The 16,879-nt window shown below is 73.6% G+C and carries 16 protein-coding genes; 9 read left to right on the top strand and 7 right to left on the bottom strand.

Annotated features, from left to right (window positions below):
* Nucleotides 1–14: 14 nt before the first annotated feature.
* The gene (locus tag DQ392_RS15285; RefSeq protein WP_245981497.1) at nt 15–2,291 is read right to left on the bottom strand and encodes a HelD family protein; all 2,277 of its coding nucleotides are present in this window, start codon (nt 2,289–2,291) and stop codon (nt 15–17) included.
* Nucleotides 2,292–2,993: 702 nt separating this feature from the next.
* Here DQ392_RS15285 and DQ392_RS15280 point away from each other — a divergent pair.
* Both DQ392_RS15280 and DQ392_RS15275 read left to right on the top strand, forming a co-directional pair.
* Nucleotides 2,994–4,463, top strand: a complete 1,470-nt coding sequence (locus DQ392_RS15280; RefSeq protein ID WP_114016308.1) for a glycosyltransferase 87 family protein — start codon at nt 2,994–2,996, stop codon at nt 4,461–4,463.
* Complete coding sequence (locus DQ392_RS15275) at nt 4,348–5,682, top strand: AMP-binding protein (RefSeq protein WP_245981495.1); 1,335 nt, start codon at nt 4,348–4,350, stop codon at nt 5,680–5,682. The genes DQ392_RS15280 and DQ392_RS15275 overlap by 116 nt, the downstream gene beginning before the upstream one ends.
* 53 nt (nt 5,683–5,735) lie before the next feature.
* On the opposite strand, the gene DQ392_RS15270 is transcribed toward DQ392_RS15275, so the two are convergent.
* From DQ392_RS15270 to DQ392_RS15260, 3 genes are all read right to left on the bottom strand, one after another.
* Nucleotides 5,736–7,448 (bottom strand): DNA repair helicase XPB, encoded by a 1,713-nt coding sequence (locus DQ392_RS15270; protein WP_114016144.1) that lies wholly within the window; start codon nt 7,446–7,448, stop codon nt 5,736–5,738.
* A 174-nt stretch (nt 7,449–7,622) separates the two neighbouring features.
* Complete coding sequence (locus DQ392_RS15265) at nt 7,623–7,835, bottom strand: DUF397 domain-containing protein (protein WP_114016143.1); 213 nt, start codon at nt 7,833–7,835, stop codon at nt 7,623–7,625.
* A complete protein-coding gene (locus tag DQ392_RS15260; protein ID WP_114016142.1) occupies nt 7,832–8,665 on the bottom strand; it encodes a helix-turn-helix domain-containing protein in 834 nt (277 codons plus the stop codon). Before DQ392_RS15260 ends, DQ392_RS15265 begins: the two co-directional genes overlap by 4 nt.
* 187 nt (nt 8,666–8,852) lie before the next feature.
* Here DQ392_RS15260 and DQ392_RS15255 point away from each other — a divergent pair, with 187 nt between their 5' ends.
* The 4 genes from DQ392_RS15255 to DQ392_RS15240 all read left to right on the top strand — a co-directional run bounded on the left by DQ392_RS15255 (nt 8,853) and on the right by DQ392_RS15240 (nt 10,287).
* Entirely contained in the window at nt 8,853–9,089 is a 237-nt protein-coding gene (locus tag DQ392_RS15255; protein WP_114016141.1) for a hypothetical protein, read from the top strand.
* On the top strand, nt 9,086–9,349 hold the full coding sequence (locus tag DQ392_RS15250) for a hypothetical protein (protein WP_114016140.1): 264 nt from the start codon (nt 9,086–9,088) through the stop codon (nt 9,347–9,349). Before DQ392_RS15255 ends, DQ392_RS15250 begins: the two co-directional genes overlap by 4 nt.
* Nucleotides 9,350–9,700: 351 nt before the next feature.
* A complete protein-coding gene (locus DQ392_RS15245) occupies nt 9,701–9,832 on the top strand; it encodes a putative ATP-grasp-modified RiPP (protein WP_245981492.1) in 132 nt (43 codons plus the stop codon).
* Nucleotides 9,832–10,287, top strand: a complete 456-nt coding sequence (locus tag DQ392_RS15240) for an MvdC/MvdD family ATP grasp protein (RefSeq protein ID WP_342774949.1) — start codon at nt 9,832–9,834, stop codon at nt 10,285–10,287. Before DQ392_RS15245 ends, DQ392_RS15240 begins: the two co-directional genes overlap by 1 nt.
* Here DQ392_RS15240 and DQ392_RS15235 read toward each other — a convergent pair.
* Together DQ392_RS15235 and DQ392_RS15230 are read right to left on the bottom strand one after the other, a co-directional pair.
* Complete coding sequence (locus DQ392_RS15235) at nt 10,185–10,523, bottom strand: Uma2 family endonuclease (RefSeq protein WP_181856440.1); 339 nt, start codon at nt 10,521–10,523, stop codon at nt 10,185–10,187. The genes DQ392_RS15240 and DQ392_RS15235 overlap by 103 nt on opposite strands.
* Before the next feature lie 429 nt (nt 10,524–10,952).
* Nucleotides 10,953–13,562 carry a helicase-associated domain-containing protein gene (locus DQ392_RS15230; protein WP_114016138.1) on the bottom strand — a complete coding sequence of 870 codons (2,610 nt, stop codon included), beginning with the start codon at nt 13,560–13,562 and terminating at the stop codon, nt 10,953–10,955.
* 273 nt (nt 13,563–13,835) lie between these two features.
* Here DQ392_RS15230 and DQ392_RS15225 point away from each other — a divergent pair, with 273 nt between their 5' ends.
* Together DQ392_RS15225 and DQ392_RS15220 are read left to right on the top strand one after the other, a co-directional pair.
* Entirely contained in the window at nt 13,836–14,960 is a 1,125-nt protein-coding gene (locus DQ392_RS15225; protein ID WP_114016137.1) for a hypothetical protein, read from the top strand.
* Between the two features lie 153 nt (nt 14,961–15,113).
* Complete coding sequence (locus tag DQ392_RS15220) at nt 15,114–15,773, top strand: HAD family hydrolase (RefSeq protein ID WP_114016136.1); 660 nt, start codon at nt 15,114–15,116, stop codon at nt 15,771–15,773.
* A gap of 109 nt (nt 15,774–15,882) precedes the next feature.
* On the opposite strand, the gene DQ392_RS15215 is transcribed toward DQ392_RS15220, so the two are convergent.
* The gene (locus DQ392_RS15215) at nt 15,883–16,122 is read right to left on the bottom strand and encodes a hypothetical protein (RefSeq protein WP_114016135.1); all 240 of its coding nucleotides are present in this window, start codon (nt 16,120–16,122) and stop codon (nt 15,883–15,885) included.
* A gap of 351 nt (nt 16,123–16,473) precedes the next feature.
* Between DQ392_RS15215 and DQ392_RS35840 the strand changes: the two genes are divergently transcribed.
* On the top strand, nt 16,474–16,857 hold the full coding sequence (locus DQ392_RS35840) for a cold-shock protein (RefSeq protein ID WP_114016134.1): 384 nt from the start codon (nt 16,474–16,476) through the stop codon (nt 16,855–16,857).
* Nucleotides 16,858–16,879 lie beyond the last annotated feature (22 nt).

Raw genomic sequence — 16,879 nt, 5'->3', positions numbered from 1 at the left:
CACCGACTGCCCCGTCACCGCTGTGGACGGCTGTGGACGATTCGGCCCCGGACGGGCGGGGATGTGGACGCCGCGTCCGCTGACGCCCCTCCTTCCCAGGCCACCCCCGCGGGTGCCTCGCGCCGGGCCGGTTCCGCCGTCAGGGCCGCGGGGAGCGGTTCGGCGTGCACCACGGCGAGCCCGGAGACCGCTCGGGTCAGTGACACGTACAGCCGCCGCAGACCGGTGCGCAGGTCGGGCTCGTCCGCGACGATCGCGGCCGGCTCGTCCAGCACCACGTAGTCGTACTCCAGACCCTTGGCCAGCGTCGCCGGAACGAGGGTCAGCCGGGCGTCGGCGCTGGTCTCCTGACCGGGTGCGAGGAAGTCGAGCCCGGCGGCCCGCAGCGCTCCGGTCACGGCGGGCAGCCGCGACGCGGCGGCGATCAGCCCGACCGAACCCTCCCGCTCCAGCGCCTCCCGGCAGGCGCCCACCACCAGCTCAGCGAGCGCGTCCCCGCCGTCGTCCGCCGTGGGCGCGCGACGCACCGAGAAGTCGCCCGGCGACTCCCTCACGGACGTGGCGGGCGTCAGCGCGGGGGCGATCGAGGGCAGCAGGCGCGAGGCGTAGGCGATGACGTCCCGCGGCACGCGGAACCCCTCGGTCAGCTCCTCCACCACGGCACCTGGCTTGCCCAGGTGCTCCAGCGCGGTCTCCCAGCTCTCGGTCGCCCACGGGGTGGTGCCCTGCGCCAGGTCCCCCAGTACGGTCGCCGAACCGGTCGAACAGCGCCGCCCCACCGCCCGGTACTGCATCGCGGAGAGGTCCTGCGCCTCGTCCAGCACGACGTGGCCCAGTGACGGGGTGCGCTGCACCAGGTCGGCGGCCTCGTCCACCAGGACGACGTCCGCCGCGGACCACTTGGCGCTCTTGACGCCCCGCGCCGGTTTCTCCCACAGGACCGCCCGCTGTTCCTCCTCGCTCAGCACGCCCTCGGCCTGCTCGGCGAGGAAGTCCGGGTCCGACAGCAGCCGCAGCACCAGCTTCGCCGGGTCGACGGCGGGCCACACCTCCTTGACGACCGCCTTGACCGCCGTGTTCCGCGCCACCGCGTCCTGGACCCGGTCGTCGGGGGCCTCCCCGGCCTGCTCCATGCGCAGCAGCACCGCGTGCGCGATCCGCTGCGGCAGTGCGTCGCGCGCCGCCCCGTAGCGCATGTCCCGCTCCAGCAGTTCGCGCACCACCTCCTCGATCTCGTGGGCCGGCACCCGCCACCTCCGCGAGCCGCGCACCACCACGCACGGTTCACCCGGAAGGGGACGCACCCCGCAGCGCACGGCCCGGCGCAGCACCTCGGCCATGCGCGCGTCGCCCTTGATACGGGCCGCCTCGGCGCTGTCCACCCCGCGCACCGGTACGTCGGGGCGTGCCACCAGGTCCTCGACGGTCGTCTGCCGCGCCTCCACCTCGCCCAGCGCGGGCAGCACCTGTTCGATGTACCTCAGGAAGGAGTCGTTGGGGCCGACGACGAGCGTGCCCGTACGGGTCAGACGCTCGCGGTGCGCGTACAGCAGGTAGGCCACGCGGTGCAGGCCGACCGCCGTCTTGCCCGTTCCCGGCGCTCCCTGGACGCAGACGGTGCCCTCCAGTCCGGCGCGCACGATCTCGTCCTGCTCCGGCTGGATCGTGGCGACGATGTCCCGCATCGGTCCGACGCGGGGCCGTTCGATCTCCGCCTGGAGGAGCGCGCTGGTGCGTTCCGCCTCGCCCTGATCGCTCAGGTGCTCGTCCTCGTAGGCGGTCAGCTCGCCGCCGGTGTAGCCGAACCGGCGGCGCAGCGTCACGTCCTGCGGGTCCTTCTTGGAAGCGCGGTAGAACGGCTGCGAGACGGGGGCACGCCAGTCGATGACCATGGGGTCGCCGTCGGCGTCGTGGACGTGCCGACGGCCGATGTAGAAGGAGTGCCCCGAGGCGGCCGGCCCCTTCGATGTCCCGGACGCCTTCGACGTCTCCGGCCGCTGCGACGGGTTCGGATGCGACGGGTCCGACGTGCCGTAGTCGAGGCGGCCGAAGAACAGCGGCGCGTGGGCCAGGTCGGCGAGGGAGGCGATACGGGCCTCGATACCGGAGGCGAGCACCTCGGCGTTGACCCAGTTCGCGGCCACGTCGCGGATGTCGAGCGCCTCCGCGTCCGCCCGCATGGCGCGCAGGGCGGCTCGGGAGTCGGACAGGTGGGCACGTTCGAGGGCGAGGGGATCGTCCTCGGCGCGGGGTGGGGTGCGGTGCGGTTCGGGAGCGGGCGGGGCGGTCACCAGATTGCCTCCGGGCGGACACGGGGCACGCGTGCGGACAGGCCGCAGTCGCAGGCGCAGTCGAGCTGCTTACCGGTGTGCGGGCGCGCGGCCGTACGGCGTCACGTCGTGCGGACGTACAGGTCTGTGGACGAGCCCGGCCGGTTTCCGTGCGGCGGGCGCCTCAGGGCCGAGAACCGGCGCGAGGGGGCAAGTGCGCGAGTGTAGCCACGCCGAACGGGTACGGCGAACGCTTTTCTCCCCGGACCTGCGGGGCGGAGACGGCGTGGAGAGGGCGCGGGGGAGGGCGCACGGGTGCTGCCCGTACGGTGCCGCTTCCGTTTCCCGCCGGGGACTCGATTAGGGTCGGCCCGGCGGCAACCGAGGACACCGGCAATCCCGTCGCCGCACGCCGCGCGAGACGGTGGTCCGTGCGGAACGGGTGACCGCGCGAGACGGTGGTCCGTGCGGAACGGGTGACCGCGCGAGACGGTGACCGTGCGGGACGGGCGACCGCTCGGGACGGTGATCCGGGTGGGTCCACGGGCCGGCTGCCGGGCACGAGCACGCACGAGCGACGAGGAGTCGGCACGGGTGACTTGCAGCGCCGCCGTGAGACCCCGTCCTCCCCGACCGCCGCACCCGCCCCTGACCACCGCGCTCCTCCTGCTGGCCGCCTCACTCGGCGTGTTCGCCGCGCTCGCCGCGGCCCAGGGCCTGCCCATGGACGACATCCACGTCTACCGGGCGGAGGGCGCCGCCGTCCGGCACGGCACCGACCTGTACGGCTTCACCGTCACCGAGTGGAATCTGCCCGCGACCTACCCGCCCTTCGCCGCACTGCTGTTCGTCCCGGTGGCGCTCGTCCCTTTGTCCGTCGCGAAGGGCGCGTTCGTGGCGGGCAATGTGGCTCTGCTCGGCTGGCTGATCACCCTCTCGCTCCGCGCCGCCCGCCCGGCCGGGGCCGCCCGCCCTGCCGGGGCCTCGGGGCCGTCCGGGGCGGTGGCCGGGACGGCGTCCGTGGCCGCTCCGCTGTCCGCCGTCGTCTGCCTCACCGCGGCCGCGCTGTGGCTCGAACCCGTCTTCCAGACGGTGGCCTTCGGGCAGATCAACCTGCTGCTGGCCTGCCTCGTGCTGTGGGATGTGGGGCGGCCCGACGGGGCGCGCGCCAAGGGGTTCGCCCTCGGCCTCGCCGCCGGCGTCAAACTGACGCCCGCGCTCTTCGCCGTCCACCTGCTGCTGACCGGCCGGCTCAGGGCGGCCTGCTGGGCCGCCGCCGGGTTCGCGGCCAGCGTCGCCGTCGGGGCGTGCGCGCTGCCGGGCGCGAGCGTGGAGTTCTGGACGCGCAGGATGTTCGAGACGGCGCGGGTCGGGAAGGCGTGGATCGTCGACAACCAGTCCCTCCAGGGGCTGGCCGCCCGCCTGCTGCACGAAACCGAACCGGGAGGACTGTGGCTGGCGCCCACGCTGGTGCTGGCCGTCGGGGGCATGTGGCTGGCGCGACGGGTGACCGTGCGGCGCGGAACGGGAGCCGACGGCCGGCCGCCGGAGACCGGTGAATCCGGCGGGGCCGGGGAGCGGGGGGAGTTGTGGGGGATCGTGGTGACCGCGCTGGTCGCGCTGCTCGTCTCGCCCATCAGCTGGTCCCACCACTGGGTGTGGTGCGTGCCGCTGCTGGCGGCGCTGGCCACCACGGGAAGCGGCACCACCACCCCCGCCGAACAGGGCGGCTCCGCCTCCGGCGTCCCGTGGCCGCGGGTGGCCTTCGCCTGCGTGGCCGTCGTCTTCACGGCCCGCACCCTGTGGCTCGTCCCCAGGGAAGGCGACTCGGACCTGCGGCTCGACTGGTGGCAGCAGCCGCTCGCCTCGCCGTACCCGCTGCTGGCGCTGGCGCTGCTGGGCGTGGCGGCCGGGTACGTGTCGGCGGGGCACCGCCCGGCGGCGCTGACACCGCGCGTTCCCCCGGCAAGAATCGACGGGGACGGGCACGCGAGGGACGACCGCACGGCCCCTCCCGCCGCCGACGGGCGGAAGGGCGGCCGACGACCAGAGTGCGAAGAGGCCCGAGGAGGCCGGTGTGCGAAGCACGATGCAGGACATTCCGCTGACCGTGACCCGGCTCCTGGTGCACGGGGCGCTCGCGCACGGGACGTCCCGGATCACCACGTGGGCGGGGACGGCGGGCGGAGCTGAGCCGGACCGCCGTACGTTCCTGGAGGCGGGCGTCCGCGCCATACAGCTCGCCGGGGCCCTGCACGACGAGTTCGGCGTCGAGCCCGGCGACCCGGTCGCCACCCTCATGGCCAACACCGCCGACCACCTGGAGGCCTACCTCGCGGTGCCCTCCATGGGCGCGGTCCTCCACACTCTCGACCCGTGGCTGCCCGCCGACCAGCTGGTGGCGGCGGCCCGGCTCGGCGGGGCGCGGGTGCTGCTCACCGACCCGGCGGGGCTCGCCCCGCTCGCCTCCGTGCTGCCCCGCCTCACGCACCTGCGGCACGTGATCGTCGCGGGCGGCAGCGAGAGCGCCGCCGTCGTCCCCGGCACCGCCTACAGCGCCGAGGTCCACGACTACGAGCTGCTGATCGACGACCGCCGCAAGCGCTACGACTGGCCCGAGATCGACGAACGCGACGCCGCGGTCCTGTGCCACACCACCTCGGCTCACGCCGCCCCCCGCGGCGTCGCCTACAGCCACCGCGCGCTCTACCTGCACGCCCTTCAGGCGCAGACCCCACAGGCGTACGGCATCGGGGTGGGCGACCTCGTACTGCCCGTCGTGCCGATGTCGCGCATGCTCGCCTGGGGCCTGCCCTACGCGGCCTTCGCCGGCGGCGCCTCACTGCTGCTGCCCGGCATCTACGACCAGCCCGCGCCGCTGGCGGAGATGTCCGAGCGGGAGCGGCCCACGCTGGCCGTCGCCGACCCCGCCACCTGGGACGGCCTGCTGGAGGAGCTCGCGACGCGCCCCCGCGACCTCTCCTGCCTGCACGAGGCCGTTGTCGTGGGCGGCCCGGGAGAGGACCCCGGCGGGCCGCTGCTGGCCCAGGAGCTGGGCTGGCGGCACGGCATCAGCACCGCGGCGGCCTGGGGCGCGCCCGAGACGCTGTCCCCGGCGTGCGTGGCGCGGACCGAGGGCGGCGGGGCCGACGAGGCGGGCCGCTACCGGTTCCCCGCCTCCGTCGAGTACGGCGTCCTGGGCCCCGACCTGGCGCCGCTGCCCTGGGACGGCGAGTCCCAGGGCGAGCTGCTGCTGCGCGGCCCGTGGATCACCGCTTCGTACGTCGAGGAGACCGGGCAGCCCGCGCCCCTGCACGAGGGCTGGCTGCGCACCGGCGAGACGGCGACGATCAGCCCGGACGGCCGGGTCGCGATGAAGCCACCGAAGGAGCCGTCCCCGGAGGGACGGTAGCCCTTCGGGGACGGGCGTGCACGGGGACGGCGGCCGAAGCCTCCCCGCTCCGGTCAGACCTCGTCGGTGTCGGGGTTCCTGGCGGTGCCGCTCTGCTGCTGCGGCGACTCGCTCAGCAGGTCGACGGAGTCCACGATCCGGTAGGCATAGCCCTGCTCGGCCAGGAAGCGCTGGCGGTGGGCGGCGAAGTCCTGGTCGATGGTGTCGCGCGCGACGACGGAGTAGAAGCGCGCCTCGTGCCCGTCCGCCTTGGGGCGCAGCACGCGGCCGAGCCGCTGGGCCTCCTCCTGGCGGGAGCCGAACGTGCCGGAGACCTGGATGGCGACGGTGGCCTCGGGCAGGTCGACGGAGAAGTTGGCGACCTTGGAGACGACCAGGCAGGTCAGCTCGCCGGTGCGGAAGGCGTCGAACAGCTTCTCGCGCTGCGCGTTGCTGGTGTCGCCCTTGATGACGGGTGCGTCCAGGTGCTCGCCCAGTTCGTCGAGCTGGTCGATGTACTGGCCGATCACCAGCGTCTGCTCGCCCGCGTGGCGGCGCACCAGCGCCTCGGTGACCTTCCGCTTGCTGTCGGTGGTCGCGCAGAAGCGGTACTTCTCCTCCTGTTCGGCCGTGGCGTACGCCAGCCGCTCGGAGTCGGTGAGCGAGACCCGGACCTCCACGCAGTCGGCGGGGGCGATGTAGCCCTGATTCTCGATCTCCTTCCAGGGCGCGTCGAACCGCTTGGGGCCGATGAGGGAGAACACGTCGGACTCGCGCCCGTCCTCCCGTACGAGGGTGGCGGTCAGCCCGAGGCGGCGGCGGGCCTGCAAGTCGGCGGTGAACTTGAAGACCGGCGCGGGCAGCAGGTGCACCTCGTCGTAGACGATCAGGCCCCAGTCGCGGGAGTCGAACAGCTCCAGGTGCGGATAGACGCCCTTCCGCTTGGTGGTGATCACCTGGTAGGTGGCGATGGTGACGGGGCGGATCTCCTTCTTCGTCCCGCTGTACTCGCCGATCTCGTCCTCGGTCAGCGAGGTGCGGCGCACCAGCTCGGACTTCCACTGGCGGGCCGAGACGGTGTTGGTGACCAGGATCAGCGTCGTCGCCTGCGCCTTGGCCATCGCGCCGGCGCCGACCAGCGTCTTCCCGGCCCCGCACGGCAGCACGACGACACCCGAGCCGCCGTGCCAGAACCCCTCCACGGCCTGCTGCTGGTAGGGCCGCAGCGACCATCCCCCGCCCTCGGCGCCCGAGCCCTCGTCCAGCTCGATGCGGTGCGCCTCACCGTCCACGTACCCGGCCAGGTCCTCGGCAGGCCAGCCCAGCTTCAGCAGCACCTGCTTGATCTGACCGCGCTCGGAGGGGTGCACCACCACGGTGTCCGGGTCGATCCGCTGCCCCACCAGGGGCTGGATCTTCTTCGAGCGCAGCACCTCCTCCAGCACGGGACGGTCGCTGGTCACCAGCACCAGACCGTGCGTGGGGTGCTTGTTGAGGGAGAGCCGCCCGTAGCGGGCCATCGTCTCGGCGATGTCCACGAGCAGCGCGTGCGGCACCGGATACCGCGCGTGCTCCACCAGCGCGTCCACGACCTGCTCCGCGTCGTGCCCGGCGGCCCGCGCGTTCCACAGGCCCAGCGGCGTCACCCGGTAGGTGTGGATGTGCTCCGGCGCCCGCTCCAGCTCCGCGAACGGCGCGATGGCCCGCCGGCAGGCGTCGGCCTGCTCGTGATCGACTTCGAGGAGGAGGGTCTTGTCCGACTGGACGATCAGGGGGCCGCCGTTCACGCGTCACCTTCCGACGTTCGGATGAGTTCCCGACAGGGACCAAACGTCCAGTGTGCCGCACCGGCGCGGGTGCGTGGCCTGGTGTGAGCTACGCCGCCCCCGGACGGGGTTGCGGCCCCCTCGCCGCGCAGGGACGAGGGGGCCGCACAGTTGTTGGACGGATGCGCTCCGTGGTCAGACGCCGAGCCCGCCGCTCTTGACGTCGGTGACGAACGCTGTGAATGCCCTGGCGGGGAATGCGAGGACGGGGCCTGCGGGGTGCTTGCTGTCGCGTACGGGGACGATGCCGGTCGTCACGGCGGAGCTGGGGGACCACTCCAGACAGTTGCCGCCGTCCTGGTTGCTGTAGCTGGACTTGACCCAGGAGTAGCTCGCGGGCGGGGTCACAGTGCCTCCATGTGCTGTCTGATCATCTGGGCGGACGCGTCACGCGATAGAGCGGAAGCCGTGAGAACATCGTAAGACCGCGAAAGGTGCCTCACATCGGCCAGTTCGTCGATGATGGCACCGGATCGGATGCCTTCCGTGTAGACCACGATCGCACCGTCCGACGTTGTCAGGATCGACATGGGGCCGTCCATCAGGCCATGAGTGCCCGCATCGAGCGGGAGCACTTGGAGCACAGTGGTGGGCCGCCTTCCGTGTCTCAAAAGAGCGGACAACTGTTCGCGCATCACCTCCGGGCTGCCCACTTGTCGCCGGACGACTGATTCGCACACGATCACTGAGAAGTCCGGTGGTGTGCTGCCGGTGAGGATCTCTTGCCGGGTCACGCGGTTGCTCACACTGTTCGCCAGTTCGGCCTCACTGGCCCGAGGGTTGCCCTCTCGGAAGAGAGCCCACGCATAGCTCGGAGTCTGGAGAAGGCCAGGAACAACCGTGGGGGACCACTCCGAGATGGATACGGCGCGTGTTTCCAGCTCGATGCGTCGCCGGTACCGCTCCGGAAAGGCTTGCGTCGTGATCTCCTCGTACAGCCGCTTGAACAAGCCGTCGGTGCCGAAGACCTGGTCCAAGAGGGGTGGAAGGCCCGCTGGGACCGGGCCCACGCAGTTCTCGACCCGCGAAATGGTGCTCTTGGACGTGCGCACCATCCGGGCCAACTGGGTCTGTGTCAGGGGCCCGGTCTCGTACAGCTCTCTGGCACTCCTGCACTCTTCGGCGAACTGCTTGCGCGGGTCCTGTGCACCATCCGTGCCGTCAGTGTCCGCATTCATTTTTCCCCCTGACCACCGGTCTGGTCATGCCTCCCGAGGGCGCCGTTACCTGCGATGAACGGCGCACGTGCGCGTTGCCGTGACCAACTCGCAGGTTGGGCGCTGAAACTCTCCACAGCGTAGCGAGCCGTACCGCACTCTTGTGACCGTTCCACCGCAGAGAGTGAACGCGTAGAGGAGTTGGTCCATGGACACTCATGCACGGACGCCGCGCCTGTCACAGGTGAGCGTGCGGGTCGAGGTCGTCGCGGTCCCGGTCGATCCCGCGCGGGGACCGGAGCCCGTCCCCGCGCCCGAGTGCGATGTATGCGAACTGCTGGCACTGGATCGGGAGGCGGCCCGGGTCAACGGGCAGCCCCTGACCGTCAGAAGCTGCAACGCCGTGATCGCGGGCCATCCCCACCAGCGGAAGCCGGCACTGTGAGCGCCGCGCGTCAGGTGCCCGCCGCCGCGTACTTCCGTTCCCCGTTCCACATCCGGCCGGGAACGGTGGTGTTCGACCGGGACAAGGAGATGGTGGGCGTTGCACGGCAGGCGGTCGGCCAGGTGGTCACCGTGGACCGGCCCAGCGGCTTGGCCTGGGAAGTGCCGTACCGGCGCCTACGTCCCGGCACCACGCGGGAAGTGCACCAACTCCGCGCTCTGGCCCGCCTTCACCGCATCCGGCGTCGGGGGCTGACATGACGTGCCGGACGTGCCTGGAGTTGGAGGAGGAACTGGCCCGGGCGGAAAAGACCGGGGACGCGTCCCGGGCTGTGGACTGCCGCGTGTTGCTCCGCCGGCACCCCGACCACGGTGCCCCGCCCGCCGGCCCGAAGGAAGGACCCCGGGCATGACCTACCGGACCTGGCCGCGCCGGCCGGCACCGTCCCCGGAGACGGTGACTGAGAGGGAGCGTCGCGAGAACGGGTCGGCGCCGCGCCTCGGTCCGCGTTAGCGGCAGGGGCGGACTTCAACGCCCACCCTGCCCGGGACAGCGCGAGGTTCTCCTCCGATCGGAGGTCCGGCGGGGGCGGGGCTGCACCACCGCGAAGGATGGACAAGTGCGGCGGTGTCGTGGAGATGGGCAAGCACGGCACCGCCAAGGGAACCGAGACCAGCCCGCAGTCCACCAACCAGGACAGCCGCAACGACACCGACCACGACCAGGACGACGAGCAGGACTGATGAGCGACGCTGAACCGGTCGCGGTCGTCACCGAAGTGGACGATGTGACCGCCGACATGGTGATCACCGAACTCAACGAGCGCGGTGTCCCCGTCGTGCGGTTCGACCCCTCCGACATCGGCGACCGTCTAACGTTCTCGGCCCGGTTCGGAGCCGGTCCGGCCACTCCGGCCGGCCTGCTCCGTACCCCCTCCAGGGCTGCCAACCTGGAGCGGCTGCGGGCCCTGTACTGGCGCCGCCCCACCTGGCCCCACTTTGAGCACCTGGACACCCAGGACGCTTGGTACGCGCAGGCCCACGTCCGTCATGGTCTCGGCGGGACGCTGTACGCCCTCCCCGGACTGCCGCTACGTCAATCACCCCTTGAGCAACCGTGCCGCCGAGCACAAGCCCCTTCAACTGGCCGTGGCCCAGCGCCTGGTCCTACGGCACCGGGCTGGCCGAGCTCACCGTGAAGGACGACGGGACGGCGGAGGGACGCGTCATCGGTCGTACCTCCTTCATGCCCGTAGCGGGTGTCGGCGTTCAGCCAGTACTCGTGCACCGCCAGATGGTTGTCACGCTCCAGCTCCGCGCGCCAGAAGTAGGGAACCTTGGCGGCGGCGTACTGGGCGGGCTTGAGCACGCGGTCCTGGCTGCGGGAGCCCGGGGAGACGACCTCGACGGCGAGTGTGACGTTGCTGATGGGCACGCACTCGGTCTCGAAGAGGTTCAGACCGGTGGGGGTCGTAGACGCTCACGTCCGGTTGCCGCACGTTCTCCTTATCCAGCATCACGCAGGAGTCCATGACCACCTTGAGCGGCATTGTCCGAGCCTGCTTCAAGGCGTCGCGGAGTTCATCCCGCACTTGGTTGTGCCACAGCATCGCCCGCCCACGAACGACGATCATCCCGTCCACGAGCTCTCAGTCGAAGGGCAGGTCCAGCTCCTGAGCCTGGTCGAACGTCCAGCCCTCTTCGGACATGAACTCCCAGTCGGAGGCGCGAGCCGGTGCTTCAGCGGCCGTTACTGCTCCCATGGAAGATGAGCCTGAAGACGGGCGCGGCCCGTCTTCCCGTGTACGGACGGTACGGCCACTCGAATCGGGGAGCCATCAAACGTGGCTGCATGAGGGGTGGCTCAGCCCTCCCCCACCTCCGCCACGCCCGTGATCCGGTGCAGCGGGTAGGTGCGGACCTCGTCGGCGGTGTGGTCGTAGGCCGTCACGAAGCCGCCCTCGACCTTGACGGGGGCGATGACGCGCTGGGAGGCGGCGCCGTCCGCGTTGACGTAGCCGATCCACACCGGGGTGCCGGTGAGGGTCGCGGACTGCATGGTGGCCAGCGTCTCGGCCATGACGGTGCGGGGGAGGCCGCCGCCGGGCGGCGGGGCGGCGGGGGCGGTGGGCTTGTGGGGGAGGGTGGCGGCGTGGTCGCCGGCGCGGATGGCGCGGACGGCGGCGGCGAGCAGGGTGGCGTCCGGCGCGGGCGGGCCGTCGGTGACCGGCTCGGGCGGTGTGCGTGGCGGCGTGCGGCGCGCGTCGGCGCGGGACAGCAGCACGTCGCCCTCCGCCGACTCGGCGGCGGGAGCGTGGCCCATCTCACGCAGCCGGGCGAGGAGCTGGTCGGGCGGGGCCTGGGAGGCCAGCACCGTGGGGGCCAGCAGGCGCAGCCGCAGCGGTGCCGCGCGGCGGTCGGCGAGGATCTCGGCGAGCAGGGTGTCGTCGTCGCAGCGCACGTACGAGGAGGCGGCGCCGACCCGCACCTGGCCGTGCCTGCGGGCCACGTCGTCGATCAGGTACGTCAGCGGCTGCGGCACCGGCGTGCTGGAGTGGGCGGCGAGGAAGGCGTGCAGGTCGGCGGCGGTGCGGCCGGCGTCGAGGGCGCGGCGTACCGAGTCGGGGGTGAAGCGGTAGACGGTGGCGCCGCCCTTGGACTCGACGTCTGCCAGGACGCCGAGGAAGGCGCTCAGCTCGCGCTCCAGCGGGCCGGGTGCGACGGCGGTCAGGTCGGCTTGGAGCAGCACCTCGCTCAGCGGCTCGGGCAGGTGCGGGGTCAGCGCGCGGGCGACCGCGTCGCCGGTGGCCTCGGCGGGCGGCTCGCCCGGTGCGGCCTCACCCAGGGCGGCGGCCTCCACGAGGGGGCGCACAAACGAGGCGAGTGCGCCTCGGCCGGTCACGCCCAGCGTCTCGGCCTCGTCGAGGGCCCATTCCATCAGGCGGGTGGGCAGGTCGGGGCCGCTGCTGTCCTCGTCGGGCCCGTCGGCGGCGGCGCGGCCCGCCCGTACGCCCCGCAGCGGCCGTTCCCAGCGCAGCCGCTCGCGCAGCGCCGCGCGGTCGGGCACCGAGCCGGCGTCCAGCGCGGCGAGGAGGGCGAGCGTCCGGTGCCGTACCTCCGGTGCCGGGCTGCGGTCGAGGCCGGGGCCCAGCGGGGCGAGCGCGCGTTTGCGGGCGTCCCGCGCGTCCCGCTCGCCGACCAGGCCCGCCACCCGTGTCGCCCGGTACCAGGCCGTCACCAGCCGCGCCCAGCGCTCGGCGGGCGCGGCACGGAGCCACTCGTCGTAGGCGGGGGTGGGCGCGAAGGTCTCGTCGACCTCTCCGTCGGAGGCCACCAGGCCAGCCGCGTAGGCGAGTTCGATCCAGAAGGCGGCGGCCGGCTCGGGCACGTCGAGGGCGACGGCGGTCCGCTTGAGGTCGCGCACGCCGAGGCCGCCCGCGCGCAGCACCGGCGGCGGCTCGGTCTCCCACGACGCCAGCAGCTCCTCGACGGTCGTCAGCGCCGTCATCGCCTGACCGGCCGCCGTCCCGTCCACCGTGGCGGTCGCGTGCGAGCGCGCGACCTCGACCGGTGGGGCCGTCGGCTCCAGTTCCCGGTGCGCCCTGCCCCCGCGCAGGTGCAGCGCCACCTCGCGCGGCAGGACGACACTGCCGGACGCGGTCCCGGTGCCGCCGGCCGCGTCCGCACCGGTGGGGACCAGCAGCGCCCGCTCCAGCAGCCAGACGACCGGCGGCGGTGGCGCCGTCAGATCGACGGCGCCGTACGGGGGCCCCCACTCCAGCTTCCGCAGCACGGACTCGGCCCCCTCGGGCGCCCGTGCCAGCAGCGCGGACATCCGCTCGGGGTCGCCGAACAGCGCGGCGAGGGCCGTCAGCGCGCTCACCGGATCGTGTGTCGCGGGAAGCCCCGCGTGCGCCAGCGCCTCCTGGAGGCGGGACGGCGACGGCTTCGCGGAACCCGCCGCCGCCACCGCCTCGGCCAGCGTGGGGCCCAGCCCGGTGGGAGAGGGCGACGTCAGCAGCTCCCGGGCGGTACGCACCAGCCGCGGCCGCTGGGGCGGTCCCCACACCAGGGCCCGTGCCCGCAGCTCGGCCAGCGCGTGCGGCAGCCGCGCCGCCGCCTCGTCGCCGGGGAGCAGCGCGGAGAGGAGTTCCTCGGTCGTCGGGGTGCTCCGGGGTTCGGCTCCGGCGCTTCCCGCGGGCCCTTCGGGGACGACGGCCAGGGCCTCGGCCGTCTGGAGGGCGAACCGGTCGAGCCGCTCCAGGGCCCGCACGACCGACGCGCGGGTGCCGGCGCGGGTGGCGAGCTGGGTGAGGTCGCCGGGGACGGGGGAGAGGAGGTCGGGGCGTGCCCGCAGGAGCGCCGACAGCGCGGCGTCGTCCCGGGAGCGCAGGTCCTCAGCGAGGGTGCGGGGGCCGGACGGCTGGGAGGCGTCCGGCCGGGAGGGAGACGCCCCGGTCTGCTCACTGCTCATCCCACCCACGGTAGCGGCCCGCGGCCGCGCACCCCCGTGGTCCGGCTGCGCGGACGTCTCCTCGCCGGCGTGCGGAGGGAGCTTCGGTGGAGGTTCCCGCCTGCCTGGCCGACCGCGCTCGCCCGCCTGCCCGTGCTCGCCCGCTCGCGCCGCCTCACGAGCGCCGTGCGTCGGATGCGTCGCCTCGCGAGCGTCGCGGGCGCTCCCTCGCGGCCGCGGCGCGCGGTACCGTCGGGTCAAGGTCGGTAAGGGCTAGCGGGTTGTGGAGACTTGGTGGGGATCGAGAGCGACCATCTCGTGTTCGACTATCTGAGCCGGGTCGGGGACCTGGCTCACAGCACACGCATGACCGCTGCCGAACGGGCCAAGCTCGTCGGCGGTCTGCGCGGCGAGATCGACAGGGCGCGCGCCGCGGACGGCGGCGCGGTGACCAAGGCCGCCGTCCAGAAGATCCTCGACCGCCTCGGCCGCCCCGAGGACGTGGTGGCCTCCGCCAGCGGCGGGCAGCGTACGGGCACGTCAGCGCCGACGCCCTCCACGCCTGCCGCCCCCGCGGACGGCGGCGCGGGCGCGGGAACGGGGAGCCCCGCCGCCCCGGCCGCGCCCGAGGTGCCCGTCACCGGCCGCCCCTCCGTGCCCGGGCAGCGCACCGCTGCTCCCAGCGCCGCCTTCGGGGCGTCCTCCCCGCACCTGGCGAGCCTCGACGAGCTGGGCGCCGAGGACAGCGACCCCGACTGGTGGCGTGTCGACCCCGGTCCGTTCGGGAACGGGCCGGGAGGCAGCAACGCCGTCGCGGCGGGGGAGCCGGTGCCCGGGTTCGTCGGCGGCATCGAGCTGCCCGAACTGCTCAAGCCGCCCACCGGGGACGACGAGCCGACCACACCGCACGCCCCTCACGCGCGGACCGTTCCCGCGGGCGCGGCCGCGCCCGGCGCCCCGGGGGCCGAACAGGCCGCCGCGCCCGCCCCCGGCGGCTCCGGTGTGGCGCCCGGGCTCGGCGCCCTCCTCCTGTGGCGGCGCCGCCGGCGCACCCGGGGCGAGGCCGTCGCCCGCCGCGGCGGTTTCGTGGAGCTGGCGGCCGCCGTCCTGCTGGTGGCGGGGGCGGTCCTCGGTTCGCTGATCCCGCTGGCGGCGGGGTGGCTGGCCGCCTGGTGGTCGCCCAAGTTGAGCCGCACCGAGGCGAAGTGGGCGGCCCTGGGCATGCCGGGCCTCGTCCTGGCGGGGGCCGGCGTGTGGCTGTGGGGCCGTACCGAGGGCCGGTGGGGCGAACCGCTGGCCCAGGGCGGTGACGCCCTGCGCGAGGCGATGGGGGGCGTCTTCCCCGTCTTCCTCCGCGTGGCGGCGGCGGCCACAGCGCTCTACCTGGTGTGGCGCGCCCGCCGCCCGGCGGCCGAATAGCAGCGCCCGCCGAGGGGGTGCCGTCACTCGGTGAGGTCGGCCTCCAGCGGCGCCGCTCTCTCCTCGTCCGCTGCCCCGGGGCAGGGCAGCAGGTGGTGAGGCCGGCCTGAGTGTCAGTCGGCTGCCTCAGGGCGCGCCGCAGGGCAAGGCAGAATGTCCGGCATGGTTGCGCACGCTTCGTCCCCGGGCACCGGCCCCACGGTCGGGTTCGATCTCGACATGACGCTGATCGACTCCCGCCCCGGCATCCACGCCACCTGGCGCAGGCTGTCGGCGGAGACGGGCGTGGACATCGACGCGGACCTGGTGGTCACCCGGCTCGGTCCGCCGCTGGTGCAGGAGATGGCGTACTGGTTCCCCCCGGAGGAGATCCCGGCCATGGCCGAGCGCTACCGCCGGCTCTACCCGGACCACGCCATCGAGCCGACCACCGTCATGCCGGGGGCCCGCGCCGCGCTGGAGGCCGTCCGGGACGCGGGCGGGCGCACGCTCGTCGTCACGGCCAAGTACCGGCCGAGCGCGGCGCTGCACCTGGAACACCTGGGCCTGTGCCCCGACGTGCTGGTCGGCGACCTGTGGGCGGAGGGCAAGGCGGAGGCGCTGACCGCGCACGGCGCCTCCGCGTACGTCGGCGACCACGTGGGGGACGTGCGGGGCGCGCGGATGGCGGGTGCGGTCTCCGTGGCCGTCGCCACGGGGCCGTGCGACGCGGCCGAGCTGTCCGCCGCGGGGGCCGACGTGGTGCTGCCCGATCTGACCGGCTTCCCCTCGTGGCTGGCCGGCTTCGCCGGGGACGGCCGCTCGGTCGCGTAGGGCTTTTTCTGGGGACGGCAAGGGGGTGCCACTGTTCGTGGTGTGCGGTCTGCGGGTGGGGTGTGGCTGGTCGCGCCGTTCCCCGCGCCCCTTCGGGGCCGGGTCCTCGTCAGGTGTTGTGGGCCGTGCGGCGCTGGGCCAGGGCCTTTCGTACGACGCCGGCGGCCGCCAGTACGAAGCCGATGCCCATCAGCATGCAGACCAGGTAGGCGGGCGAAGGGAAGGGCGTGGTGCCCAGGAACAGCGGGGCCACCGTGACGACCGTGGCCACGGCGCCGATCAGGAAGACGATCCCGCCGACACGTACGAGAAGATCACCGGCGGACGGAGTTTCAGTGTTCACCCACACAGGGTAGGTCCGGGGGCGAGTGCTCCGGCAGCGGGGCGCTCGGCGACGTCGGAAGAACCTGCGACGACGCTGAAGAACACGGTCCGGATCCGTGCGGTGCCACCTCGCGCTCGATGGCACCTTGCCACGGAGGCCCGGGCCATTAACCTTGGTGGTGGCGGGTCATGCGGCCCGCCCGACTGCTATTCCGGGGGATCGGGGGTCGGGGGCGCCAGCGGTGGTCCCGGGGCCTGACCCGCCCCAGCAGCGCCAGCAACCAGTTTCCAGCCAGCCGCGGCTTTTCGACCAGCCGCGGCTTTCCAGCCAACCGCAGCCCGGTGCATCCGGACGAGTACGAGGACGAGGACAGACGTGCCTACCGGCAAGGTCAAGTGGTTCAACAGCGAGAAGGGCTTCGGCTTTCTCTCCCGCGACGACGGCGGTGACGTCTTCGTGCACTCGTCCGTGCTCCCGGACGGGGTGGACGCGCTCAAGCCCGGACAGCGGGTGGAGTTCGGCGTCGTCGCCGGACAGCGGGGTGACCAGGCGCTCTCCCTGTCGCTGCTGGACCCGGCCCCGTCCGTGGCGGCGGCGCAGCGCCGCAAGCCGGACGAGCTCGCCTCCATCGTGCAGGACCTGACGACGCTGCTGGACGGCGTCTCCCAGTCGCTGGAGCGCGGCCGCTACCCGGACAAGCAGCACGGCCGCAAGATCGCCGGCATGCTCCGCGCGGTCGCCGACCAGCTCGACGTCTGACCCCGCGCCCGCACCCGCGCCC

The organism is Streptomyces reniochalinae (genome assembly GCF_003323735.1).
Lineage (GTDB): Bacteria > Actinomycetota > Actinomycetes > Streptomycetales > Streptomycetaceae > Streptomyces > Streptomyces reniochalinae.
Note: the sequence above shows the minus strand (reverse complement) of the source record. Positions and strands in the feature narration are given on the sequence as shown.

Coding starts and splice junctions, on each gene's coding strand:
- DQ392_RS15280 (WP_114016308.1), top strand. CDS start 2,994: ATGGACGACATCCACGTCTACCGGGCGGAGGGCGCCGCCGTCCGGCAC.
- DQ392_RS15260 (WP_114016142.1), bottom strand. CDS start 8,665: ATGAATGCGGACACTGACGGCACGGATGGTGCACAGGACCCGCGCAAG.
- DQ392_RS15255 (WP_114016141.1), top strand. CDS start 8,853: ATGGACACTCATGCACGGACGCCGCGCCTGTCACAGGTGAGCGTGCGG.
- DQ392_RS15245 (WP_245981492.1), top strand. CDS start 9,701: ATGGACAAGTGCGGCGGTGTCGTGGAGATGGGCAAGCACGGCACCGCC.
- DQ392_RS15240 (WP_342774949.1), top strand. CDS start 9,832: ATGAGCGACGCTGAACCGGTCGCGGTCGTCACCGAAGTGGACGATGTG.
- DQ392_RS15230 (WP_114016138.1), bottom strand. CDS start 13,562: ATGAGCAGTGAGCAGACCGGGGCGTCTCCCTCCCGGCCGGACGCCTCC.
- DQ392_RS15220 (WP_114016136.1), top strand. CDS start 15,114: ATGTCCGGCATGGTTGCGCACGCTTCGTCCCCGGGCACCGGCCCCACG.